At 66.2% G+C, this 25195-nt stretch carries 19 protein-coding genes; 3 read left to right on the top strand and 16 right to left on the bottom strand.

Annotated features, from left to right (window positions below):
• Positions 1–50: 50 nt before the first annotated feature.
• From cobA to K225_RS0115560, 11 genes are all read right to left on the bottom strand, one after another.
• On the bottom strand, positions 51–878 hold the full coding sequence (gene cobA, locus K225_RS0115510) for a uroporphyrinogen-III C-methyltransferase (protein ID WP_026437262.1): 828 nt from the start codon (positions 876–878) through the stop codon (positions 51–53).
• On the bottom strand, positions 875–1795 hold the full coding sequence (gene ybiB, locus K225_RS0115515; RefSeq protein ID WP_026437263.1) for a DNA-binding protein YbiB: 921 nt from the start codon (positions 1793–1795) through the stop codon (positions 875–877). Before ybiB ends, cobA begins: the two co-directional genes overlap by 4 nt.
• Before the next feature lie 169 nt (positions 1796–1964).
• A complete protein-coding gene (locus K225_RS0115520; protein ID WP_026437264.1) occupies positions 1965–4805 on the bottom strand; it encodes a nitrate reductase in 2841 nt (946 codons plus the stop codon).
• A 398-nt stretch (positions 4806–5203) separates the two neighbouring features.
• Complete coding sequence (locus K225_RS0115525; RefSeq protein ID WP_026437265.1) at positions 5204–6940, bottom strand: bifunctional protein-serine/threonine kinase/phosphatase; 1737 nt, start codon at positions 6938–6940, stop codon at positions 5204–5206.
• Between the two features lie 79 nt (positions 6941–7019).
• The gene (locus tag K225_RS0115530; protein WP_026437266.1) at positions 7020–7832 is read right to left on the bottom strand and encodes a formate/nitrite transporter family protein; all 813 of its coding nucleotides are present in this window, start codon (positions 7830–7832) and stop codon (positions 7020–7022) included.
• Between the two features lie 106 nt (positions 7833–7938).
• Positions 7939–8322 (bottom strand): nitrite reductase small subunit NirD, encoded by a 384-nt coding sequence (gene nirD, locus K225_RS0115535; protein ID WP_026437267.1) that lies wholly within the window; start codon positions 8320–8322, stop codon positions 7939–7941.
• Positions 8323–8390: 68 nt separating this feature from the next.
• Positions 8391–10838 (bottom strand): nitrite reductase large subunit NirB, encoded by a 2448-nt coding sequence (nirB, locus tag K225_RS0115540; RefSeq protein WP_026437268.1) that lies wholly within the window; start codon positions 10836–10838, stop codon positions 8391–8393.
• A 370-nt stretch (positions 10839–11208) separates the two neighbouring features.
• The gene (locus K225_RS0115545) at positions 11209–12717 is read right to left on the bottom strand and encodes an efflux transporter outer membrane subunit (protein WP_026437269.1); all 1509 of its coding nucleotides are present in this window, start codon (positions 12715–12717) and stop codon (positions 11209–11211) included.
• Complete coding sequence (locus K225_RS0115550) at positions 12714–15872, bottom strand: efflux RND transporter permease subunit (RefSeq protein ID WP_026437270.1); 3159 nt, start codon at positions 15870–15872, stop codon at positions 12714–12716. Before K225_RS0115550 ends, K225_RS0115545 begins: the two co-directional genes overlap by 4 nt.
• A 13-nt stretch (positions 15873–15885) precedes the next feature.
• Positions 15886–17166 (bottom strand): efflux RND transporter periplasmic adaptor subunit, encoded by a 1281-nt coding sequence (locus tag K225_RS20960; protein WP_081679708.1) that lies wholly within the window; start codon positions 17164–17166, stop codon positions 15886–15888.
• A gap of 198 nt (positions 17167–17364) precedes the next feature.
• A complete protein-coding gene (locus K225_RS0115560) occupies positions 17365–18324 on the bottom strand; it encodes a bile acid:sodium symporter family protein (protein ID WP_026437271.1) in 960 nt (319 codons plus the stop codon).
• Between the two features lie 358 nt (positions 18325–18682).
• Between K225_RS0115560 and K225_RS0115565 the strand changes: the two genes are divergently transcribed.
• Positions 18683–19318: a DUF937 domain-containing protein gene (locus tag K225_RS0115565; protein WP_026437272.1), complete on the top strand. Its 636-nt coding sequence runs from the start codon at positions 18683–18685 to the stop codon at positions 19316–19318.
• 215 nt (positions 19319–19533) lie between these two features.
• Entirely contained in the window at positions 19534–19974 is a 441-nt protein-coding gene (locus K225_RS0115570; RefSeq protein ID WP_026437273.1) for a CBS domain-containing protein, read from the top strand.
• Positions 19975–20028: 54 nt separating this feature from the next.
• Here K225_RS0115570 and K225_RS0115575 read toward each other — a convergent pair whose 3' ends face one another.
• From K225_RS0115575 to K225_RS0115595, 5 genes are all read right to left on the bottom strand, one after another.
• A complete protein-coding gene (locus K225_RS0115575) occupies positions 20029–20841 on the bottom strand; it encodes an ABC transporter ATP-binding protein (protein WP_026437274.1) in 813 nt (270 codons plus the stop codon).
• Positions 20838–21773, bottom strand: coding sequence for a nitrate ABC transporter permease (gene ntrB, locus K225_RS0115580; protein WP_026437275.1), 936 nt, complete (start codon positions 21771–21773; stop codon positions 20838–20840). Before ntrB ends, K225_RS0115575 begins: the two co-directional genes overlap by 4 nt.
• A 25-nt stretch (positions 21774–21798) precedes the next feature.
• Entirely contained in the window at positions 21799–23055 is a 1257-nt protein-coding gene (locus tag K225_RS0115585) for a CmpA/NrtA family ABC transporter substrate-binding protein (RefSeq protein WP_026437276.1), read from the bottom strand.
• Positions 23056–23444: 389 nt separating this feature from the next.
• Positions 23445–23639, bottom strand: a complete 195-nt coding sequence (locus K225_RS20965) for a hypothetical protein (protein WP_155885291.1) — start codon at positions 23637–23639, stop codon at positions 23445–23447.
• Between the two features lie 91 nt (positions 23640–23730).
• The gene (locus tag K225_RS0115595) at positions 23731–24756 is read right to left on the bottom strand and encodes a methionine synthase (protein ID WP_034712978.1); all 1026 of its coding nucleotides are present in this window, start codon (positions 24754–24756) and stop codon (positions 23731–23733) included.
• A gap of 171 nt (positions 24757–24927) precedes the next feature.
• On the opposite strand from K225_RS0115595, the gene K225_RS0115600 reads away from it, so the two are divergent.
• Positions 24928–25195: transposase (locus tag K225_RS0115600; RefSeq protein ID WP_034712982.1), on the top strand; the 268-nt coding region annotated here is incomplete at its 3' end.

Consider the following 25195-nt stretch of genomic DNA (forward strand, 5'->3'; position numbering starts at 1 on the left):
CGCGACCTTGCGGCCCCGTGGCACCGGTTTTCCTGGGGAGGAGGAAAGCCTCAGCCTGTGACCCGGCGCTTCGCGGCGGCCGGGGCCGTGTCCGCGGCGCTTGCCGCTGCCGTCACGCCGTGCACCACGTCGCCGACCACAATGACGGAAGGGCTGGCCAGCCCCTTGCGTGTGATGGTGGCCTGCAGCGTGCCCAGCGTGGCCACGGCATACCGCTGGTGCGGCAGGCTGGCGTGCTGGATGATGGCCACGGGCGTGCTGGCGGGCAGGCCGGTGAGCAGCTCGTGCTCGATGTGCGCGGCGCCGCTCACGCCCATGTAGATCACCAGCGTGAGCTTGGCATCGCGCGCCGTGGCGGCCAGCTGGCGCCAGTCGATGCCCGCGTCGCCCGGCTTGGCGTGGCCGGTGACGAACACCACGCCGTGCGCATGTTCGCGGTGGGTGAGGGGGGCGCCCAGCGAGGTCAGGCCCGCGAGACCGGCGGTGATGCCGTTGATGACGGTGACCTGCACGCCCGCTGCACGCAGGTGTTCCACCTCTTCGCCACCCCGGCCAAAGATGAAGGGGTCGCCGCCCTTGAGGCGCACCACGTTCTCGCCTTCGTTCACGGCCATCAGCATCAGTTTTTCGATGAAGGCCTGCGGCGTGCTTTGGCAGCCGCCGCGCTTGCCCACATAGACGATGCGCGCCGTGGGCGATGCGTGCGCCACGATGGCGTCGCTCACCAGATCGTCCACCAGCAGCACGGTGGCCGCCTGGATGGCCTTGAGGGCCTTGAGGGTGAGCAGCTCCGGGTCGCCAGGGCCCGCGCCCACCAGCGTGCAGGTTCCCTGGAAGGTGGCTGGCGGCGGGCTGGCGGGGGGCGGAGTGGTTTTCATGGTGTTGGCAGTGTGGTTTGCGCAGCCAGATGCAAGATGTGTTCCACCTGCTGCGCCAGCGCCGCCGGCACGGGCAGGCGGCCGTCCAGTACGTCCCGGGTGTAGCGCGCCGTGGTCTCGATGTCAATCGCGGTGGGCAGGCCGGGCACCTCGGCTGCGGTGCCGGGTTGCTGTTCTTGCAGCAGCTGGTGCACCCCGGCCACAAAGGCGTCGTAGCGGGGCGTGCGGCGCGGGTCTGCCGCCACTTCGCCTTCGAGGCCGCGCGAGAGCAGGGCGGTCATGTGCAGCGCGCCAAAGGTGGCCTGCAGCATCTCGTAATACTCGGGATGGGTGTAGCTGGTCACCACCACGGCGGCGCCTGCGCAGGGGTTCATCAGCTTCACGGCGCTGTGGCCCGCGTTGCGCAGCCCCACCACCTCGCGCACCTTCAGCAGGCGGGCCAGGCCGGCGTGCAGGTGCTGGGTCTCGATGTGGGCCACGCGGCCATTGGTGATTTTTTCAGGTGCCGTAAGCGCAGGAACACCCAGCGCCAGCAGCACATCCGATGCCAGGGTGCGGCGCGCCTCGGTGCGCATGCCATGCAACAGCACGGGCAGGCCCTCGCGTGCCAGCAGCAGCGCCAGCAAGGGTGTGAGCACGGGCAGCTTGCGCGCGCCGTTGTAGCTGGGCAGCACGATCAGGGGGCGGTCGCTGGCGGGCAGCAACGCCATGCGGCTGTGCGTGGCGTCGAGAAAGCCGCACATTTCCTCGGGCGTTTCACCCTTGATGCGCATGGCCAGGCAGAAGGCACCGATCTCCAGGTCGGAGGCCGTGCCGTCGAGCACCTGGCCGAAAAGGTCTGCCGCCTGCTCGCGCGCCAGGGGCTTGGCGCCACGCGGGCCGCGGCCGATTTCCTTGATGTACTGGCTGATACCCATGGTCTTTGTTGGCGGGACTTGTGAAAGAGGGCTCCGGCGTCGTTATTTCGGCTTGCCGTACGCTTGTACTGTCTGCGCCGAAATGCCTGGCCGGAGCCCTATTGCACAAGTCCTGGTGCGGTAGTGGTGGGGTGGACGGCTATTTTCCTGCAATCCAGCGAACTTTTGGTTATATGACGGCCTGTGCGGGAGCGGGCTTCGCGGCCAGTGGCCCCGTGCTGCGCACCATGCGCTTGAGCTCGGGCAGGCACGAGCCGCAGCGGGTGCCACAGTGCAGCTGGCCCTGCAACTGGGCCAGGCGGTCGTTGTCGGTGCCGTGGCAATGCGCCAGCGCGCCGGTGATGGCGGCATCGGTCACATTGAAACAGGTGCACACCGGCTTGCCGCGCGACTGCACTGCTGCCGGGGCCTTGGCGCCGGGCACCAGCAGCAGGCGGCCATAGGCTTGTGCGGGCAGTTCCTCTTGCAGCAGGGTCTTGAGCCAGCCTTCGGCACTGGTGTCGCCAGCCAGCACCAAGCCTTCGAGCGTGGTGGTTTCGCCCTGGCGCGCCAGGCGCGCAGCGCGGCGCTGGCCGCGTTTCTTGTCGGCGTAGCGCAGCGTGTCGGCGCCCGCCAGGCCCAGCAGCGCTTCGATCTGCGCGACCAGTGCTTCGGGCGGCGCCTCGTGTGCGGCGGCGCGCACCAGGACACCGGTGCGCTCGCGGCCCGGATCATCCAGCGGTGTGGCGTTGCTGAAGGGCACGCAACTGGCAAATGGAAACTGCGCCATCAGCGCGGACAAGGCTTTGCGCGCCGCCAGCGCACCCTCGGCAGGCAGCCAGGCCATGGCCAGCAGCGTCCAGGGCAGCTCGGCCTTGAGCACCTTGACGGCCGCGTGTTTCAGCTCGGGCTGTTTGGAGGTGGGGCAGAAGGCCGAGGTGGTGAGCGCATTCACGCCCGCCAGGCGCTCGCCGGTGGAGGAGCGGCCGCTCAGGAATTCGCTGCCCCAGTGCATGGCCATGAAGGCCTGCGACAGGCCCAGCGTGGCATCGGCCTGCACGGGCACCACGATGGAGCCGCGTTTGCTGGTCACCTGCACCAGGTCGCCGTTGTGCAGGCCGCGCCGCGCCATGTCCTGCGGGTGTAGCTGCACGCTGGGCTCGGCCACATGGCCGAACAGGCGTCCCAGAGTGCCCGTGCGGGTCATGCCGTGCCACTGGTCGCGCAGGCGGCCTGTGGTCAGGCTGAAGGGGTAGCGCGATTCGCGGGGCTCGGCCAGGGGTTGCCAGGCATGGGCGGCAAAGCGGGCACGGCCGTCGGCGGTGGGGAAGATGCCGTCTTCGTACAGGCGGGCCTTGCCGGTGGTGGAGCCTTCAGGACACGGCCACTGTTGTGGGCCTTGGGATTCGAGCATGTTCCACGACAGGCCGGTGATGTCCAGGTCGCGCCCGCGCGTGCTTTCCCGGTGCTCGTTCCATACGGCCTTTGCGCCCGCATCGGCAGCCTCTGTGGCATAGGGAAACAGAGTCGGCATGCCGGGCCGCAGGCGTGCCTCCAGCTGGTGCGCAAACTGCACCGCAATGGCCCAGTCGTGGCGCGCCTGGCCGGGCGCGGGCACGGCAGAGCGCACGCGCGAGATGCGGCGCTCGCTGTTGGTCACCGTGCCGGTCTTCTCGCCCCAGGTGGTGGCGGGCAGCAGCAGGTCGGCGTATGCGCAGGTTTCGGCCGTGGCAAAGGCTTCCTGCACCACCACGAACTCGGCGCGCTGCAGGGCGCGGCGCACGGTGGCCTGGTCGGGCATGCTTTGCGCGGGGTTGGTGCAGGCAATCCACAGCGCCTTGATCTCGCCGTCTGCGGCGGCCTGGAACATCTCCACCGCCGTCTTGCCGGGTTGGCTGGGCACATCGGCCACGCCCCACAGCGCGGCCACCTCGGCGCGGTGCGCCGGGTTGGCCAGGTCGCGGTGCGCGCTGAGCAAATTGGCCAGGCCGCCCACTTCGCGCCCGCCCATGGCGTTGGGCTGGCCCGTCAGGCTGAACGGGCCTGCGCCGGGTTTGCCGATCTGCGCGGTGGCCAGGTGCAGGTTGATGAGCGCGGCGTTCTTGGCGGTGCCGCTGCTGCTCTGGTTCAAGCCCTGGCAGTAAAGACTCAGCGTTGCTTTCGACATCGCAAACCATTGGGCCGCAGTGGTGAGATCGGCCACCGAAATGCCGCACACCTGGGCCACGCGTTCGGGCGTGGCTTCGCGCACCAGGGCCTTGAGTGCGTCAAAGCCCGTGGTGTGCGCGGCGATGTAGTGGGTATCGACCCAGCCCTCCCACAGCATCAGGTGCAGCATGCCGTTGAACAGCATCACGTCGCTGCCGGGCTGAATGGGCAGGAACAGGTCGGCCATGCCGGCCGTGTCGGTGCGGCGCGGGTCGGCCACGATGACCTTCATGCCGGGGTTGGCGGCGCGCGCGTCCTCGATGCGGCGAAACAGCACGGGGTGTGCCCACGCCGCATTGCTGCCCACGATGAACAGGCACTGTGCGTGGTGCACGTCGTCGTAGCAGGCGGGCGGGGCGTCAGCGCCCAGGGTCTGCTTGTAGCCCGCCACGGCGCTGCTCATGCACAGGCGCGAGTTGGTGTCGATGTTGTTGGTGGCGATCAGGCCCTTGGCCAGTTTGTTGAAAACGTAGTAGTCCTCGGTGAGCAGCTGGCCGCTGACGTAGAACCCCACGGCGTCGGGGCCGTGCTGTGTGACGGTGGTGGCGAATCGGTCTGCCGCCATGGCCAGTGCGGCATCCCATGGCAGCGGCTGCGGTTTGTTGCCGCGTTGCGCGCGGTGCAGCGGTTGCAGCAGGCGGGTCTGCAGGGTGATGGGGCTGGTGGCTGTGAGGTGCAGGGTGGAGCCCTTGGTGCACAGGCGGCCGAAGTTGGCGGGGTGGTTCGGGTCGCCACGCACGCCGGTGATCTGGCTGCCGGTGCTTTCGATGATCACACCGCAGCCTACGCCGCAGTAGGGGCAGGTGGATGGAGTTTCTTGCATGGAACGCAGGACAAAGGGTTCTGTGCCGTACTCCAGAGGCAAGTCCGCGGGGCTCCCCACCGTCTGTCTGAAATTTTTCATTGAAACCCCCAAGGCAAATCGCAAAAAAAGGCGTCCACACCCTGCGGCTTCGAGGTTTCGCAGCCGCAGGTGCAGACGCCTTCGTCCGTGTGCCCCCTGGCTGCGCCATTGCACCCCGGGTTCACTGGCCCCTGCCGGGGCCTTCGCACAGGTAACGCAATACATGTGCCAGCCCCCACGCCTCCGGGCACCGGACTGGAGCCGATCCGGGGGAGCAGGGGCAGGTGGCTGGCACCAGCCTGGTGCATCGGGGCGCTCCAGGACGGGAGGGGTGCGTGAGCGGGCGCAAAGCCGTGCCTTGCCCGGGGGCGCTGGTGTCAGCGCAGGTGTTGAATCACCGCCAGCAGAACCACCACGACGGCCCCGAGAACGAGCGCCATGGCGCGCCAGAACACCATCGGGTTGCGCTCATACAGTGGCGGGCGGGCGCGGCCGAGATAGGCTGCACCCGGTTGCCGCAGATCGTGCACGAACTCGGACAAGGCTTCCTGCCTTTTGAGCGGGTTGGGGTGGACGGCACGCCGCAGCACGGCGTCCATCCAGGCCGGAATGGCGCGGTGTTCATCGAGCGCGCTGGCGTAGTGCAGCTGCATGAGTGCCGCCCGGGTGCGGATCCCGGCCACCTGCGTGCCATAGGGCTGCCGCCCGGTGAGCATCTGGTAGGTGATCACGCCAAGCGAGAACAGGTCCGATTGCGGCGTGCCGGGCTCGCCCAGAAAGTATTCGGGGGCCGCGTATTGCAAGGTGCCCGGAACGGTGTCGCCGGCCCCGGGCACCGCGCTCTCGGCCAGGCCGGCGACATGGACCGCGCCAAAGTCGATGATCTTCACGGTGCCCGCGGTGTCGATCATGATGTTCTCGGGCCGCAGGTCCTGGTGCAGCATCTCCATGCGGTGAAAGGCCTGCAGGCCGCTTGCGATCTGCTCCACGATGTCGCGCACCACCGAGAGTTCGGGCCTGGGGTTGTCAATCATCCACTGGGCCAAGGTTTGCCCCTGCACGTACTCCATTGCCACGTAGAGGTACCCGCGCTTGCGCCCCGGGGGGGCGGGCCGCAGCACATGGGGGCTGTGAATGCGCCGCGCAATCCATTCTTCCATCAGAAAGCGGTCCAGGCTGGCGGCGTTGTCCTGCAGGTCGATGGAGGGTGTCTTGAGCACCGTCTTCTGCCCGCTGTCGGTGTCGATGGCCAGGTAGATGTGGCTGCGGTGGCTGCCGTGCAGCTCGCGCACGATCTGGTAGCCGTCCAGCAGGGTGCGGGGCTCCAGAATGGGCGGCAACTGCAGTGCGGCCCGCTGGCGCTGCAGTTCGCTGGCGTCCTGGTGGGGCAGCGCATCGATGCGCACGATCTGCAGGGTCAGGTTGTCGTCGCTGCCGCAGCGCAGGGCTTCGTCCACGATGGTGCGGGCGGCCTGGTCCAGATTGTCTGCGTGGGCTTCAATGGCCTGCGTGATGAAGCTGGCGCTGACATGTTCATGCACCCCATCGGTGGTCAGCACGAAGGTGTCTGCGGGCTCTACCGGCAGGGCCTGGTAGTCCACCTCCAGCTGCGGCTGAATCCCGAGCGCACGGCCCAGGTAGATCTGCCCGTCCGGGAGGCATACCCGGTGGTCTTCGGTCAACTGCTCCAGTGCCTTGCCCTGCACGCGGTAGATGCGCGTGTCGCCCACATGAAACAGGTGTGCGGTGGTGGATTTGATGATCAGCGCGCTGAGGGTGCAGGCATAGCCCCGGTCTTTGTCGAAGCGGTAGGGGCTGCGCTGGGTTTGTGCGTGCAGCCACGAGTTGGTGGCCGCCAGCACGCACTGTGCCGAGCGCTTGACGCTCCAGGCGTCGCAGGTGCAGTAGTAGTCCTGGAGCAACCCGTGCACCGCGGCGGCGCTGGCGATCTGGCTGACATCGCTGCTGCTGATGCCATCGGCCAGGGCCGCCACCACCCCCTTGGCGGCCAGTGCCTGCCCCTGTGGCACGCAGGCGCCGTGGAAATCCTGGTTGACCTCCTGGCACCCCTTGTCCGAGTGCTGGCCAATGCTCACTTTCAGGGTGTCGCTCATTGGCGCGCCATTCGTTCGGGGTTTCGGGTGCGGGACAGCAGGAGCATCGCCGCGTTGGCACCCGACGGATGCGGGGGGCTCAGACGAGCTTGCGCTTGGGGGCGGTCTTGATGTGGGTGGCGTACAGCGTGAGCCCGGTAAAGGCCAGGCCGCCGACCAGATTGCCCAGCACCACGGGGATCTCGTTCCAGATGAAGTAGTCGAGGATCGAGAAGTTGCCGCCCATCATCAGGCCCGAGGGGAACAGGAACATGTTCACCACCGAGTGCTCGAAGGTCATGGCGAAGAACAGCATGATGGGCATCCACATCGCAATCACCTTGCCGCTGACGGTGGTGGAGATCATGGCGCCCACGACCCCGGTGGACACCATCCAGTTGCACAGCATGGCGCGGATGAAGATGGTGAGCCAGCCCATCAGGCCGTATTGGGCATAACCCAGGGTGCGCGCCTCGCCGATATGGCCGATCTTTGTGCCGATTTCATTCGGCGCCACCGAAAAACCATAGGTGAAGATGAAGGACATCATGAAGGCGACGGTCAGCGCGCCCAGGAAGTTGCCGGTAAACACCAGGCCCCAGTTCTTCAGGATGGCCTGGATGGTGACCCCCGGGCGCTTGTCCAGCCAGGCCAGCGGCGTCAGCACGAACACGCCGGTCAACAGGTCAAAGCCCAGCAGGTAGAGCATGCAAAAACCCACCGGGAACAGGATGGCACCCACCAGTGCCGAGCCCGACATGACGGTGGCTGTGACGGCGAACACCGCTGCCAGCGCCAGGATGGCGCCCGCCATATAGGCGCGGATCAGGGCGTCGCGGGTGGACATGTAGATCTTGGATTCGCCGGCGTCCACCATTTTGGTGACGAATTCGGACGGGACGAGATAGGCCATGGGTTTCTTTCTGCGGTCTGTCTGGGAGCGGTGCCAGGGTTGCCAAGGGTGCGGTGGATGCCGGCCTGCACGCTAAGCGTGGCAAGCCAGCTGGGCTGGCGTGGGATCACGCCGCCGGGGTGCGCCGTTGCGGCCCTGCGATGGGGCGTGTTTCGCTCACGGCGTGGTGGGCCAGTTCGTGGGTGTTGAGCAGCACGGTGCCGTCCTCCACCCGCACCTGAAATGGGGGCGTGCAGCCCTCGTCGGGGGCGGCGGCCTGGCCGTCGCACAGGCCAATGGTCCAGTTGTGCATGGGGCAGGCCACGCTGGTGCCGAAAACGATGCCCTGGCTCAGGGGGCCGCCCTTGTGCGGGCAGCGGTCAAGCAAGGCAAAGATCTCATTGGACGCGCTGCGGAACACCGCCACGTCCAGGCCTTTTGCGCGGGCCACGCGGCGCGAGCCCAGCACGGGGATATCGTCCACGCGGCAGATGGATGTCCATTCGGTCATTGCTATTCCTTTTGTGGCTTCTTGCGCCTGTCGGTAAAACGCCGAGGGCACTTGTGAGATGAAAACTTTCAGACCGCGGCAATCGGGATGAACTGCCGCTGGTCCACCGCTGCCTTGTCCAGCTCGAACCACGGATCGGGCTCGCCATCGAGCGCGAACTGCAGCTGCTCCCACAGCGCCTGGCGGCCGGCGTGGTCTTCCAGGATGCGTTTTTTCACGTAATCGAGGCCCACGCGGTTCACGTAGTGCACGGTGCGCTCCAGGTACCAGCCTTCCTGGCGGTACAGCTCGCAGAACGCGCCGGTGTACTCCAGCACTTCCTCGGCGGTTTTCAGCTTGGTGAAGAAGTGCGCCACCTCGGTCTTGATGCCGCCGTTGCCGGCCACGTACATCTCCCAGCCGCTGTCCACGCCGATGATGCCCACGTCCTTGATGCCGGCCTCGGCGCAATTGCGCGGGCAGCCGCTCACGGCAAACTTGACCTTGTGCGGCGCGTACATGCGCCACATGGCGCGCTCCAGGTCCTTGCCCATCTGGGTGCTGTCCTGCGTGCCCATGCGGCACCATTCGCTGCCCACACAGGTCTTCACCGTGCGCAGGGCCTTGGCGTAGGCGTGGCCGCTGGGCATGCCGATGTCCTTCCACACGGCCTGCAGGTCTTCCTTCTTCACGCCCAAGAGGTCGATGCGCTGGCCGCCCGTCACCTTGACGGTGGGGATGTTGTACTTGTCCACCGCATCGGCAATGCGGCGCAGCTCGTCGGCCGTGGTTTCGCCGCCCCACATGCGCGGGATCACGCTGTAGGTGCCATCCTTCTGGATGTTGGCGTGGCTGCGCTCGTTGATGGCGCGGCTTTGTGGGTCGTCCCGGGCGTCCTTGGGCCAGGTGCTGATGAGGTAGTAGTTGACGGCCGGGCGGCAGGTGGCGCAGCCGTTGGGTGTCTTCCACTCCATGAAGTGAAAAACGTCGGCAATCGAGAGCAGCTTGTTGGCGCGGATCGCCTCGCGCACCGCCTGGTGGCCGTGGTCGGTGCAGCCGCAGATCGCCTTGGTCCTGGGCGTGGCGCTGTAGTCGCCGCCCGCGGTGAACATGATGATCTGCTCGACCAGGCCGGTGCACGAGCCGCACGATGCGCTGGCCTTGGTGTGCTTGCGCACTTCATCGAGCGTGAACAGGCCCTTGTCCTTGATGGCCTTGCAGATGGCGCCCTTGGTCACGCCGTTGCAGCCGCAGACCTCGTCGCTGTCGGCCATGGCGGCGGCCTTGTTCTGGCCCTGGTGGCCTGCGTCGCCGATGTTGCTTTCGCCAAACATCAGCTTGTCGCGGATGTCGTTCACCGTGCGGCCGTCGCGCAGCAGCTTGAAGTACCAGCTGCCGTCCACCGTGTCGCCGTACAGGCAGGCGCCCACGAGCTTGTCGTCCTTGAGCACCAGCTTCTTGTACACGCCGCCAAAGGGGTCGCTCATCACGATCTCTTCGGTGTTCTCGCCGCCCTGGAAGTCGCCCGCTGAAAACAGGTCGATGCCCGTGACCTTGAGCTTGGTGGAGGTGAGCGAGCCCTGGTAGCGGCCAATGCCGAACTCGGCCAGGTGGTTGGCCAGCACCTTGCCCTGCTCGAACAGCGGGGCCACCAGGCCATAGGCAATGCCCCGGTGCGCTGCGCATTCGCCCACGGCGTAGATGCGCGCGTCGGTGGTGGTCTGCAGCGTGTCGCTCACCACGATGCCCCGGTTCACATGCAGGCGCATCTTTTCGGCGAGCTGCGTGTTGGGGCGGATGCCCACGGCCATCACCACCAGGTCGGCGGGCACCTCGGTGCCGTCCTTGAACCTGACGCTGGCCACGCGGCCTTCGGCGTTGCCCACCAGCTCCTGCGTCTGCGCCTTCATCAGAAACTGCATGCCGCGCTCGGCCAGCGACTTCTGCAGCATCTTGCCGGCCACGTCGTCGAGCTGGCGCTCCATCAGCCAGTCGCCCACATGCACCACCGTCACCTGCATGCCGCGCTTCATGAGGCCGTTGGCGGCCTCCAGCCCCAGCAGGCCGCCGCCGATGACGACGGCGTGCTGGTAGGTGGCTGCGGCATCGATCATGGCCTGCGTGTCGGCAATGTCGCGGTAGGCCAGCACACCCTTGAGGTCCTTGCCGGGGATGGGCAGGATGAACGGGTTGGAGCCCGTGGCCATGATCAGGCGGTCGTATTCGGCGGTGATGGTTTCGCCCGCGGCGTTGGTGGCGCGCACGGTGCGGTGCACGCGGTCCACGTCGGTCACGGTAAAGCCGGTGTGCAGCGTGATGTGGTTGTCCTGGTACCAAGCCCAGTCGTTGAGGATGATCTCGTCGATGGTCTGTTCGCCCGCGAGCACGGGAGACAGCAGGATGCGGTTGTAGTTGGGGTGCGGTTCGGCACCGAACACCGTGATGTCGTAGAGGTCGGGCGCAATCTTCAGCAGCTCTTCGAGCGAGCGGACGCCGGCCATGCCATTTCCCACCATCACCAGCCTGGATTTTTTCATCGTGACCCCCGTAGGCGTTTCGGAAAAACAAAAAGGCGTCCGCGCGGTGCACCGGCTTTGCAGCCAGCGCTCCCGCAGGGACGCCATCGTCTTCGTCAGCCCGATCCGCCATTGCACCGGGCTCAACAGGTGGCCTACCTCGGCCACGCCCAGGGTTATGCAAGGCCTGTGCCAGCGATGATGAAAAGGGGTGGTTTAAGTGAAACCGTGCTGCAGCGCTTGTTTGGAAAGCGTTTGCAGCTATCAAGTTAAAAGCAAGGTCAGAGCCGGGGTCGATATCGGTGCAAGGCCTGCGTGGCGGCCGTGCCAGCTTGGTGCATGGGCACTCCACGGGGGATTCCCCGTCGGGTGGACGCGAAAGCGCCCCCCTTCAGGAGCCGGGCGTTGCCGTGCCGCCCGCGGTGTCGTCGCTCCAGCCACCCCCCAGCACCTTGTACAGCGTGATCCGGTTGGCCTGCTCCGCCAGTGCCAGCGCGATCAGCGTCTGCTGCGCGCTGTAGAGCGAGCGCTGGGCGTCCAGTACAGGCAGGTAGCTGTCTGCGCCCAGGCGGTAGCGGGCTTCGGACAGCTGCAGTGCCTTCAGCGTGGCGGCCTGCAGCGATTGCTGGGCCTGCAGGCGCTCGGCCAGCGTGGCGCGGTCGGCCAGGGCATCGGCCACTTCGCGGAACGCGGTCTGCACGGCCTTTTCGTACTGGGCAACGGCGGTCTCGCGCGCGGTTTCTGCGATCTGCAGGTTGGCGCGGTTGCGGCCCGCATCAAAGAGGGGCAGGCGGATCTGCGGCGCAAAGCTCCAGGTGCCGTTGCCGCCGTCGAACAGGCCCGAGAGCGCATTGCTGGCGGTGCCCGCCGACGCCGTGAGCGTGATGCTGGGGAAGAACGCGGCCCGCGCCGCGCCAATGCTGGCGTAGGCGCCGCGCAGCGTGTATTCGGCCGCGCGCACGTCGGGGCGGTTCAGCAGCACCGATGAGGGCAGGCCGGCCGGCACGGCCAGCAGGGCGGCGGCGGGTGCGGCGCGGGTGGCTGCGGGCTCTGTGGATGCCGATGCGGCCGTGTCCACCCCCTCGGGCAGCAGTGCGGCGGGCACGGGCGCGCCCACCAGCAGGGCCAGCGCATTGCGGTCGCGCGCCACCTGGCTGGTGAAGGCGGCCACGTCGGTGCGGGCCGCGTCCACGGTGGTCTGGGCTTGCGCCAGCGTGAGGCCCGAGGCTGCGCCCAGCGCGTGGCTGCGCTCGGTCAGCTCAAACGACTTCTGGCGGCTGCGCAGCGTGTCTTGCGCCAGTCGCAGGCGCCGGCCATCGGCATCCAGCGTGAGCCAGGCATTGGCCACCTCGGCCACCAGGCTCAGCTGCACGCTGCGGCGGCTTTCGGTGGTGCGCAAGAATTCCTGCAGCGCGGCCTCGTTGAGGTTTTTCACGCGGCCAAACAGGTCGATCTCGTAGCTGCTGAACCCGAGCTGCGCGCTGTACTGGCTGCTGATGGGCGAGCGGCCGCTGGTGGTCAGGTCCCGGGCGGTGCGTGCGCGCGTGCCGGCGCCGGTGGCCCCCACGGCGGGGAAGCGGTTGGACTGCTCCACGCCGTATTGCGCGCGGGCTTTTTCGATGGCCAGCACGGCTACGCGCAGGTCACGGTTGTTCTGCAGCGCCAGCGCCACCAGCTCGCGCAGGCGCGGCTCCTGCAGGAAATCCTGCCAGCCCATGGGGCCGGAATCGGGCACAGGGGTGCCGGGCTGCCCCTCGGCGCCCGGCAGTGTGGCCGGCACGGGCAGCGCGGGGCGCGCATAGTCGGGTGCGAGGCTGGTGCAGCCCGCCAGCGTCAGCAGTGCCAGCAGCGCCAGGGCGCCCACGGTGTGGCGGGGGGCGATCAGGGGGGGGCGGCTCATGCGGCGGCTCCAGTTTCACTGGCCAATTGTCTGGCTGCGCGGTCGGCAAAGTAACCGCGAATCAGCACAAAGAACACCGGCACAAAAAAGATGCCCAGCACGGTGGCCGACACCATGCCGCCCAGCACGGCCGTGCCAATGGCCTGGCGGCCGCCAGCACCGGCACCCGTGCCCAGGGCCAGCGGCAGCACGCCGAAACCAAAGGCCAGCGAGGTCATCAAGATGGGCCGCAGACGCAGCCGCACGGCCTCCAGCGTGGCGTCCACCACGCTGCGGCCGCGCTCCTGCAGCTGGGTGGCAAATTCCACGATCAGGATGGCGTTCTTGGACGACAGCCCCACGGTGGTGAGCAGGCCCACCTGAAAGTACACGTCGTTCGACAGCCCGCGAAAACCGATGCCCAGCAAGGCCCCGACAATGCCCAGCGGCACCACCAGAATCACCGAGAACGGCACCGACCAGCTTTCATACAGCGCAGCCAGGCACAAGAACACGAACAGGATCGACACCGCATACAGCAGCGGTGCCTGCGAGCCCGAGAGCCGCTCCTGGAACGAGGCGCCCGTCCATTCGTAGCCAATGCCGGGCGGCATTTCCTTCATGATGTCTTCGACTGCCGCCATGGCCACGCCCGAGCTCACGCCCGCGGCCGCATTGCCCACGAACTCATAGCTGGGGGCGCCGTTGTAGCGCTGCAGCTGCGGCGAGCCATAGGTCCAGCGGGTGCTCGAAAACGCCGAGAACGGCACCATCTGCCCCTGGTTGTTGCGTACCGTCCAGGGGGCCACGTCCTGCGGCAGCATGCGAAACGGCGCATCGCCCTGCATGTACACGCGCTTGACGCGCCCCTTGTTCAGAAAGTCGTTCACATAGGTGCCGCCCAGCGCGCTCGACAGGGTGTTGTTCACGTCCACCGTGGCCAGGCCCAGGGCGCCGGCCTTGCTGTCGTCGATGTCCACGCCCAGCTGCGCGGTGTCATCGAGGTTGGTGCTGCGCGTGTTGCTCAGCTCGGGGCGCTTGGCGGCCAGGTCCAGCACCTTGTCGCGTGCAGCCACCAGCGCGTCGTGGCCCAGGCCGTTCAGGTCCTTGAGCTGGAAATTGAACCCCGCATTGGCCCCCAGCCCGCGCACGGCTGGCGGCAGCAGCACGAAGATGCGCGCATCGCGGATGGCGGCCAGGTCCTTGGTGGCCTTGCGCGCAATGGCGTCGGCGCTCTGGTCGGCGCGCTTGCGCTGGCTCCAGTTGGTCAGCCGCACAAAGCCGCGCGCCGAGCTCTGGTCGCCGCCCGAGCCGGTGATGGAGTTGAAGCTGATCACATCGGGCTGGGCAGCAAAGTACTTTTGCACCTGCGCCATCACGGCCTGCAGCCGCGCGTTGGAAGAGCCCGGCGGCAGGGTGATCTGCACCGAGATCGCGCCCTGGTCCTCATTGGGCAGGAACGACGTGGGCAGGCGCAAGAACAGCACCGCCATGCCCGCGCAGATCAGCAGGTACACCAGCATCATGCGTTTGCCCCGGCGCACCACGCCGCCCACGCCGCGCTGGTAGCTGTCGGCCGTGCGGTCGAAGCGGTGGTTGAAGCCGACAAAAAAGCGGTCGATCCAGCCCGCAAGGCCCTTGCGCGGTGCGCCAAAGGGACTGTGCTGCCCCTTGGCAATGGGCTTGAGCAAGGTGGCGCACAGCGCGGGCGTGAGCGTCAGGGCCACCAGCACCGACAGCACCATGGCCGACACGATGGTGATGGAAAACTGCCGGTAGATCACGCCGGTGGAGCCGCCAAAGAACGCCATGGGGATGAACACCGCCGACAGCGTGAGCGCAATACCCACGAGGGCGGGCGTGATCTCGGCCATCGACTTGCGCGTGGCCTCCTTAGGGGGTAAGCCTTCCTCGCTCATCACGCGCTCGACGTTTTCCACCACCACGATGGCGTCGTCCACCAGCAGGCCGATGGCCAGCACCAGGCCGAACATGGTGAGCGTGTTGATCGAGAAACCCGCTGCCGACAGCACCCCGAAAGTTCCCAGCAGCACCACGGGCACGGCAATGGCCGGAATCAGCGTGGCGCGGAAGTTCTGCAGGAACACATACATCACCAGCACCACCAGCAGCATGGCTTCGAGCAGGGCCTTGACCACCTCGTCGATGGAAGCGCTGACGAACGGCGTGGTGTCGTAGCTGGTGAAGGGCTTGAGCTGGTAGGGGAAAAACGGCTGCAGCTCGGCGATCTTGGCGTTGACGGCCGTGGCCACGGCCATGGCGTTGGCGCTGTCGGCCAGCACCACGCCCATGCCGGCGCCGGGCCGGCCGTTCAGGCGCGAGGTGATGGTGAGGTTTTCCGCGCCCAGCTCGATGCGTGCCACGTCCTTGAGGCGCACGGCGGCGCCGTCGGTGGTGGACTTGAGCACGATCTGCTCGAACTCTTCTTTCGTCTGCAGCTTGCTGCGCGCCGTGATGGTGGCATTGAGCTGCTGCTCGCCCACGGCGGGCAGGGCCCCCAGCTGGCCCGCCGACACCTGCGCGTTCTGCGCATTGATGGCGCTGCCGATATCGGACGGCATGAGCGCATATTTTTCGAGCTTGCCCGGATCGAGCCACACGCGCATGGCATAGCCGGTGCCCAGCGTGAGCACGTCGCCGACGCCGTCGATGCGGCTGATCACGTCCACCAGGTTGCTGGTGATGTAGTCGCCAATGTCCACCTGCGACACGCTCGGGTCGGGCGAGGTGAAGGTGATGATCATCAGGTAGTCGTTGCCGCCCTTGGTGACGGTGACCCCCCGGCTTTGCACGGCCGGCGGCAGGCGCGACATGGCCTGCTGCAGCTTGTTTTGCACCTGCACCTGCGCCACGTCGATGTTGGTGCCGGCATTGAAGGTGAGCGTGGTGCGCGAACTGCCCGAGGCGTCGCTGGTCGAGCCCATGTAGATCAGGTTGTCCAGGCCCTTGAGCTGCTGCTCGATCACCTGCGTGACCGATTCCTCGACCGTCTTGGCCGACGCACCGGTGTACAGGGCACTGATCGACACGCGCGGCGGCGCGATGTCGGGGTATTGCTCCAGCGGCAATGTCTTGATCGACATGGCGCCGGCCAGCATGATGATGATGGCGATGACCCATGCAAAGATGGGCCGGTTGATGAAGAACTGTGCCATGGCGGGCCGGCCCTCAGCGTGCGGCCGATGCGGCCGAAGCTGCAGGGGCCGCAGGCGTTGCGGCCGCAGGAGCCGGCGCTGCCATCGGCTTGGGCGCCACCTCGGTCGGCTTCACGGTATCGCCGGGCTTGATGCGCTGAAAGCCATCCACCACCACGCGGTCGCCCGCAGCCAGCCCGCTGCCCACCAGCCAGCGGTTGCCCACGGCTGCTTCGACGGTGATCTTGCGCCGTTCGATCTTGTCGTCCGCGGTGACCAGCAGCACGCTGGCGTTGCCGGCCGTGTCGCGGTTCACGCCCTGCTGGGGCACCAGCAGCGCCTGCGCGTTGATGCCGGTTTCCAGCACCGCACGCACATACATGCCGGGCATGAGCAGGCCGTCGGGGTTGGGCACCACGGCGCGCAGCGTCACGGCGCCGGTGCCCGGGTTCACGCTCACCCCGGCAAACTGCAGCTTGCCGGGGTGGGGGTAGCGGCTGCCGTCTTCCAGCTGCAGGGTGATTTGCGCCTCGGCCTGGCCGCTTTTCTGGATGCGCCCGCGCGCCAGGTCGCTTTTGAGGCGCAGCACCTCGGTGCTGGACTGGGTGACATCCACATACAGCGGATCGAGTTGCGAGATGGTGGTGAGCGCGGCGGCCTGGTTGGCGGTGACCAGCGCGCCAGGGGTGACGGTGGACGTGGTGGTGCGGCCCGCGATCGGCGCCTTGATGCGGGTGTAGCCCAGGTTGATGCGGGCGTTGTCCAGCGCGGCGCGGGCAACGGCCAGGTCGGAGCGGGCCTGCACCAGGGCCGCCTGGCTGTCGTCATGCACCTGCCGGCTCACCGCATCGATCTTCACCAGCTCGGCATTGCGCCGGGCGTTGACCTCGGCCGTGCCCACGTTGGCCTGCGCCTTGGCCAGCGTGGCCTCGGCGCTGGCCAGCGCCACCTGGTAGCTGGAAGCGTCGAGCTGGTACAGCGGCTGGCCGGCCTTGACCTGGGCGCCTTCGGTGAACAGGCGCTGCTGCACGATGCCGCCCACCTGCGGGCGGATTTCGGCGCTGAGGTAGGCGCTGGTGCGGCCGGGCAGTTCGGTGGTGACGGTCCGGCGCTCGGGCTGGAGGGTGACCACGCCCACTTCCGCCGGCCCCTTCGGCGCCACCGGTGGCGCCTTGTCGGAGCAGGCACCCAGCAGCAGGGCGAGCACCACCAGCGTGGCCGAAGCCAGGTGGCGGTGCGAACGGGAGGGCTGAGGGGGTGGATGGAGGGCGGACGGCGTGGGGGCAGGCAGCTGGTCGGGGAAAAGAGTTGTCATGGGCGCGCGCAGTCCTGTTTGGCAAAACATTTTGACGCAAAAAGCGCGAGGGCATGGAAGCCCCGGGCGCCCAAGGGGATGGCGTACTGTGACCAGCGTGGCAGCGCCCCCGGCGGGCCGACGATCGCCCGGCATCGCCGGCCGTGCCGTGGGCGCCCGTTCAGCGCTGGCGCGGCTTGGCCCATGGGGGCCTGCCAATCAGGCAGGCTTGGAGGGCGCTGTGGCGTTGTCTTCGTTGCGAAAGCGCTGGAACAGCGTGGCCACCAGCGGGCCCGAGATGTTGTGCCACACGCTGAAGATGGCGCTGGGCACGGCGGCCAGGGGCGAAAAATGCGCCGTGGCCAGCGCCACGCCCAGGCCCGAGTTCTGCATGCCCACCTCGATCGACAAGGCCTTGCGCCTGGAGACCTCCATGCCCGTGAGTTTGCCCAGCCAGTAGCCCAGCAGCAGGCCCAGGCTGTTGTGCAGCACCACCACGGCAAAGATCATCAGGCCGCTGGTGGCAATGCGGGCCTGGTTGCCGGCCACCACCGCCGCCACGATGGCCACGATGGCGGCCACCGACACCAGCGGCAGCACCGAAACGGCCGCCTTCACCTTGTCGCGCAGCAGCGATTGCGCCAGCACGCCGAAGGCGATCGGCAGCACCACCACCTGCACGATGGACCAGAACATGGCCGAGGCGCTCACTTCCAGCCACTGGCTGGCCAGCAGGTAGATGAGGGCGGGCGTCACCACCGGCGCCAGCAGCGTGGTCACCGATGTGATGGCCACCGACAGCGCCACGTCGCCGCGCGCCAGGAAGGTCATCACGTTCGACGCCGTGCCCCCGGGGCAGCAGCCCACCAGGATCACGCCCACGGCCACCTCGGGCGGCAGGTTCAGCGCCTTGGAAAGCGCCCAGGCCAGGCTCGGCATGATGATGAACTGGCCCAGCACGCCGATGGCCACGTCCAGCGGGCGCTTGGCGACTTCCTTGAAATCGTCCTTGGACAGCGTCAGGCCCATGCCGAACATGATGATGCCCAGCAGCGGCACGATGTAGGGGCCGATCCACTTGAATTGGGCGGGGGCATAGAACGCCAGCACGGCGAACAGAAGAACCCAGATGGCAAAAGTCTTGCCCACGAACTGGCTCAGACGGGCGATGGCCTGCATGGTGCATATCCTTGAAAGGCGCAGCGGTCGCGGCGGTGCGGTGCTGGCGTGCAGCACGCGGGGCAGCGCAACGGCTGCGGAAAAGTCGAATGGGGGAGGGCCCGTGAATGCCGCGCGGTACGTGGCGATGGGCGTGCACAGCGCGCAGGTGGGCGCGCACAGCGTGCGATGGTCTGCAACGGCCGGGTGGGCTGCAACAAATCAAGGGTTAACCCTGATTGTAATAAGGGGTAAATCCCTTGTTCCTGACCCGGTTGTTGGCTTGGCAAGGGGGCACCGTGCACTTCGATGTCACCCATTGGGCCTACCATGTCTGCCGGGCCCGGTGGCCCATGCATTTTTTGAAAGGATGCCTGTCATGAACTCCCCTGCCTCCCTTGTTGACGAATTGATGGCCCAGCTTCAGGGTGCGCCGCTGCAGCAGATGGCCCAGCAACTCGGCACCAGCCCGGCGCAGGCCGAGGACGCCGTGGGCGCGGCCCTGCCGCTGCTGCTGGGCACACTGGGCCGCAATGCGGCCCAGCCCCAGGGCGCCATGGACCTTTTTGGCGCCTTGCAGCGCGACCACAGCGGCGGCCCCGACCTGGGCGGCCTGCTCGGTTCGCTGCTGGGCAGTGGTGCTGCAGGCGGTGGTGCAGGCGGTGGTGGCGGCCGGCCCGATGGCGCGGCCATCCTGGGCCACATCTTCGGTGGCAACCAGCAGCGTGCCGAGGCCGGCCTGGGCCAGGTCACGGGGCTGGGGGCGAACGCCGGGCAGTTGCTGCAGATGCTGGCGCCCATCGTGATGTCGTTCCTGGCGCAGCGCATGAGCGCGGGCGGCATGGACGCTGGCGGCCTGGGGCAGGCGCTGGGCCAGGAGCAGGCGCGCGTGCAGCAGCAGGGCGGCCTGGGTGGCGGCTTGCTGGGCAGCCTGCTCGACCAGGACGGTGACGGCCAGGTAGGGCTGGGCGACCTGCTCAAGATGGGCGGCGGCCTGCTGGGCGGGCGGCGCTAGGGCGCCACCCATCTGCTCTGCTTTTGAGCGCTATTGGTGCTTTATGGGGAAACGTTTTTGGCCAGAATGGCCCAAAAATATGGTCAACGCCAAGCAGGGGAGTGGCGGTGCCAGATGCTGCCAGACAGGACCCTTGACGCTGCCGGTGTTGCGCACAAGGCAGGATGCGTTGAAACTCTTTCACGTCCGCCATCATTTTTGTAGGGAGGCCCTTCATGACAGCCGTTGCTGAAATTCTCAAATCCAAGAGCGACCACACCGTTTACGCCATCGCCCCGCAAGACTCGGTGTTCGATGCGCTCCAGCGCATGGCCGACAAGCGCATCGGGGCGCTGCTGGTGATGGAGGGCGACACCATCGTCGGCATCGTCACCGAGCGCGATTACGCCCGCAAGATCGCCCTGCTGGGGCGCAAGTCCACTGCCACGCTGGTGCGCGATGTCATGACGACGGCGGTGATGTATGTGAGCCCCAACCAGACCAGCCAGGAGTGCATGGCGCTCATGACCGAAAACCGCCTGCGCCACCTGCCGGTGGTCGATGCTGGCAAGCTGGTGGGGCTGATCTCCATTGGCGACCTGGTCAAGGACATCATTTCCGAGCAGAAATTCATCATCGAGCAGCTCGAGCACTACATCACCGGCGGCGGTCGCTGAACGCCCAATGCCCCGGCTGTGAGGCCGGGGGCATTGGGCGTGGGCAGGGTGCTGTCAGGCCGCTTTTTCCACATGCCCCTGGCGGGTGTACAGAAAGTCGATCACGGCCTTGCGGCAATGCACATAGCGCGGGTTTTCGGCCAGTTCCACGCGCTTGCGCGGGCGCGGCAAATCGACGGCCAGCACCTCGCCAATGGTGGCGGCCGGGCCGTTGGTCATCATCACGATCTTGTCGGACAGCAGCACCGCCTCGTCCACGTCGTGCGTCACCATCACCACGGTGCTGTGCGTGCGTGCCACGATCTCCAGCAGCTCGTCCTGCAGCTTGGCGCGGGTGAGGGCGTCGAGCGCGCCAAAGGGCTCGTCCATCAGCAGCACCTGCGGTTCCATGCACAGCGCCCGTGCAATGCCCACGCGCTGCTTCATGCCGCCCGAGATCTCGCCGGGGCGCTTTTGCGCTGCGTGCGCGAGGCCCACCAGCGCCAGCGCCGCATCGGTGCGGGCCAGCAGCTGGGCCTTGCTTTCGGTTTTGCCAAACACGCGCTCCACTGCCAGGTGCACGTTGTCAAAGCAGGTCAGCCAGGGCAGCAGCGAGTGGTTCTGGAACACCACGGCGCGCTCGGGCCCAGGGCCACGGATTTCCTTGTTGGCGCACAGCAGCGCGCCGTGCGTGGGCGTGGTCAGGCCCGCGATCAGGTTGAGCAGCGTGGATTTGCCGCAGCCCGAATGCCCGATGAGCGCCACGAACTCGCCCTTGGCAATCGTCAGGTGGATATCGCGCAGCGCCGGGAACAGGCCCTTGGCTGTCTTGAAGGTCTGCGCTACGCCCTGGACCTCGATGAACTTGGTGGTCAGCGATGCGTTCATGATTTCACCTCTTCGAACGTGAAGGCCGTGGCCAGCTTGACCAGGGCGTATTCGAGCAGCAGCCCGACGATGCCGATCACGAAGATGGCAATGATGATGTTCTTGACGTTGAGGTTGTTCCACTCGTCCCACACCCAGAAACCGATGCCCACGCCGCCGGTCAGCATCTCGGCGGCAACGATCACCAGCCACGCAGTGCCCACGGCCAGGCGCACGCCGGTCAGCATGTAGGGCAGCACGGCGGGGAACAAAATCTTGGTGATGATCTTCCATTCGCTCAGGTTGAGCACGCGGGCCACGTTCATGTAGTCCTGCGGCACGCGCTGCACGCCCACGGCGGTGTTGATGACCATGGGCCAGATGGAGCAGATGAAGATGGTCCAGATGGCGGCCGGGTTGGCCCCCTTGAACACCAGCAGGCCAATCGGCAGCCAGGCCAGCGGTGACACCGGCCGCAGCAGGCTGATGAGCGGGTTGAACATGCGCGACAGGAAGGCGAAGCGCCCGATGACAAAGCCCGCCGGAATGCCCGCCAGCGCCGCCAGCCCGAAGCCCACCGCTACGCGCTGCAGCGAGGCCAGCACGTTCCAGCCCACACCCTGGTCGTTGGGACCGTTGCGGTAGAACGGGTTGCTGAACACTTCCAGCGCCTGCAGCCAGGTCTCGTGCGGCGTGGGGATGCTGCGGCCCGTGCTGGCCGACACCAGCGCCCACAGCCCCACCAGCAGCCCCAGGCCCAGCACGGGCGGCAGCACCGTCAGCCAGAAGCTGCGCGAGAGGGCGGCCCAGTCGCGCGTGGGCTTGGGCGTTGGCGGGTTGGTGGGCTGAGAGGTTTTGGGGGTTTTGGCACCCGTGGATAAAACGCTGTTTGCTATTGTTTTGGTAGCTTCTGGCGCGGACTCCCGCGGGGCATGAAAAACGGCACTGACCATGGTGATCTCCGGTTGTTCAGCCTGTTCAGGCCTTGATCTTGAAGCCGTCGGCGTACCTGGCGGGGTCCTTGCCGTCCCACACCACGCCGTCGATCAGCTTGCTGGTGCGCAACACGTCCTTGGGCACATTGACCTTCATGGCGCTGGCGACCGAACGGTACAGGTCCACCTGGTTCACCTGCTTGGCCACGGCCAGGTAGTCGGGGTGGCTCTTGAGCAGGCCCCAGCGCTTGTGCTGCGTGAGGAACCACATGCCGTCCGACAGGTAGGGGAAGTTCACCGCGCCATCGTTGAAGAACTTCATGTGGTTCGGGTCGTCCCAGGTCTTGCCCTGGCCGCCACCCACGCCGTTGCTGTAGCGGCCCAGGATGCGCTGGTTGATCGCGTCCACGCTGGTGTTCACGTAGGCCTTGCCGGCAATGGTTTCGGCCATCTTCATCTTGTTCGACAGGCTGGCGTCGATCCACTGGCTGGCTTCCAGCACCGCCATCATCACGGCGCGCGTGGTGTTGGGGTGCTTCTTCACGAAGTCGGCCGTGGTGCCCAGCACCTTCTCGGGGTGGTCGCGCCAGATGTCCTGCGTGGTGTTGGCCGTGATGCCGATGCCGTCCATGATGGCGCGGTGGTTCCAGGGCTCGCCCACGCAAAAGCCGTCCATGTTGCCCACGCGCATATTGGCCACCATCTGCGGCGGCGGCACGGTGATCAGCTTGGCACCCGACACCGGGTTGATGCCGGCCGCCGCCAGCCAGTAGTGCATCCACATGGCGTGCGTGCCCGTGGGGAAGGTGCCGGCAAAGGTGTACTCGCGCTTCTCCCTGGCCATCAGCGCCGCGAGCGAAGGGCCATCCACCGCGCCCTTGTCGGCCAAGGCTTTTGACAGCGTGATGGCCTGGCCGTTGTGGTTCAGGTTCATCAGCACGGCCATGTCCTTCTTCGGCCCGGCCGTGCCTAGATGCACGCCATACACCAGGCCGTAGAGCACATGGGCAAAGTCCAGCTCGCCGTTCACCAGCTTGTCGCGCACGCCGGCCCAGCTCGCCTCCTTGGTGGGGATGATGGTCACGCCGTACTTCTTGTCGAAGCCCAGCACCGAGGCCATCACCACGCTGGCGCAGTCGGTCAGCGGAATGAAGCCGATCTTGACCTCTTTCTTCTCGGGTGCATCCGAGCCTTGGGCGTGGACCAGGGCGCGCAGCGCGGGGCTCACCCCCACGGCGCCCACGGTGGCGGCCTGCAGCACGGTGCGGCGGTTGAGGCGGGTTTTGAGCAGATCGGTCATGGTGCTTCCCTTGTAGCGTGACAAACAAAAAAGGCGTCCTCACGCCGCGCCTGGCTGCGTCATGCAGCTGTGCGCGGGTGGGGACGCCTTTGTCCGGTTTCTGGCCGCATCCGCCCGCCGTTGGGCAGAGCAGCCATTGCAGACCTGTGAGGGTCTTGCCTAATGCATTGCAAGCCCTGTGCCAGCTAGTAGAAGTGATTTTTGCTATTGAATAATGAGCGTATTACGAAGTATTTACGGGCGCTACAGGCCTTTTTTTCTGAAAGAGACCGGGGGAGGCAGTGCACCGGTGTTGTGCTGCGCACCATCAGGGCGCGGGGAGCTGAGGGCTGAAAACGGCCACGATCTGCCGTTCGTGACTGATCGGTTTCTGGCGCAGCTCTATGCACTCAATCCACAGCCCCAGTTCGCAGCGTGAACGTAGGCCAGCGGTTGTAGCCGACTTCAGGATCGTTGGCCCGCAGCGTCTGGATGAAGTGAACCTCCATGCTATTGATCTCCGCCCTTGTCGCAGTCTTCGACTTCCACAAGATGTCTCGGGTGACCGTGAAGCTCTTCCGCTGTACCGGGGCGTGAATCGTCAAGGCGCAGCCTTTCACGCACATAAGAACGACTTTTCGGCTCTGTCAAAGACTGCCCTTTGCGGGGCAGAAAGGCGGCTTAGCTTGCAGCGAATTAGCTCGCAGTAATCCGTTCCCTGGCGAGCCGGGTGCCTGCAGCAAGCGCCTGCAGCTTTCGCCAGGCCACGTCCCGATCCATCGGAGCCAAGCCACAGTTCGTACACGGGAAAAGTCTCTCCTTGGGCACGAACTGCAGGGCTCGGCCGATAGTGTTAGCCACTTCTTCGGGTGTTTCTACTTCATCGCTCGCCACATCGATCACACCGACCAGTACGTCCTTACCTGGTAGCAGTGCCATGAGGTCGGGAGGCACATGAGAGTGGATACATTCCAAGCTCACCTGATCAATGCTGCTGCGGGCGAGCGCAGGAAACACCGTCTCATACTGGTGCCATTTCTCGCCCAGTGTGCTCTTCCAGTCAGTGTTGGCCTTGATGCCGTAGCCGTAGCAGATGTGTACCGCCGTTGTACACGTCAGCCCCTGCGCCGCTCTTTCAAGCGCCTTCACGCCCCAGTCGGCTGCATCCTTCATGTAAACGTTGAAGGCAGGTTCATCGAATTGGATGATGTCTACTCCGTCGGCTTGCAGCGCGAGCGCTTCTTGGTTGAGCAACTCGGCAAACGCAAAAGCCAACTTCACTTTGTCACCATAGAAACGGTCGGCGACCGTGTCTACGATGGTCATCGGACCAGGTAGCGTGAATTTCAGCTTCTTTTTAGTATGAGCACGCGCGAGTTGGGCTTCGAAGGCATGCACACGGCCCTTCAATCGCAGGGCCGCCACCACCTGCGGCACCATAGCGTCGTACCGGTTATCGCGTATGCCCATCTTCACTTTGTTGTCGAAGTCGATGCCTTCGACTTGTTCGAGGAAGCCGTGCACGAAATGCTGGCGCGATTGCTCACCGTCGCACACGATATCCAGACCCGCGTCCTCCTGGGCTTTGATCCAAAGCAGGGTCGCATCGGCTTTGGCTTGGAGCAACGCATCGCCTTCGGCCCTCCACTGAGGCCAAAGTTTGTGGGTTTCTGCGAGCCAGGCCGGTTTCGGCAAGCTACCGGCGATCGAAGTTTCAAACATCAAAAATTCCTTCTGACAAAAAAATGGACAGACACAGGTGAGTCAACCGGTTTAGCGAGAACAGCCAATCCATGGTTTTTCTTGGGAAACAAAGCATGAAGAATCAACCGCAAGAGCGGTCTGAACCGCCCCGGGTTTTGAGGAGGCTCCAACCCTTGAGAAGATGGAGCCATGAAAAAGTCAGTGAAGTTCTCCCCCGAGGTCCGCGAACGGGCCGTGCGCATGGTCGAAGAGTCGCGTGCAGATCACCCGTCGCAGTGGTCGGCGATCGAATCGATTGCAGCCAAGATCGGCTGCACGCCGCAAACGCTGCTGACCTGGGTGCGTCAGCACGAGCGCGATACCGGGCAACGCGAGGGGCCGACCACGTCGGAGCTGGCGCGGCTCAAGGAGCTGGAACGCGAGGTCAAGGAACTGCGCAAGGCCAATGAGATCTTGA

Source organism: Acidovorax sp. JHL-9 (assembly GCF_000426205.1).
GTDB lineage: Bacteria > Pseudomonadota > Gammaproteobacteria > Burkholderiales > Burkholderiaceae_C > Acidovorax > Acidovorax soli.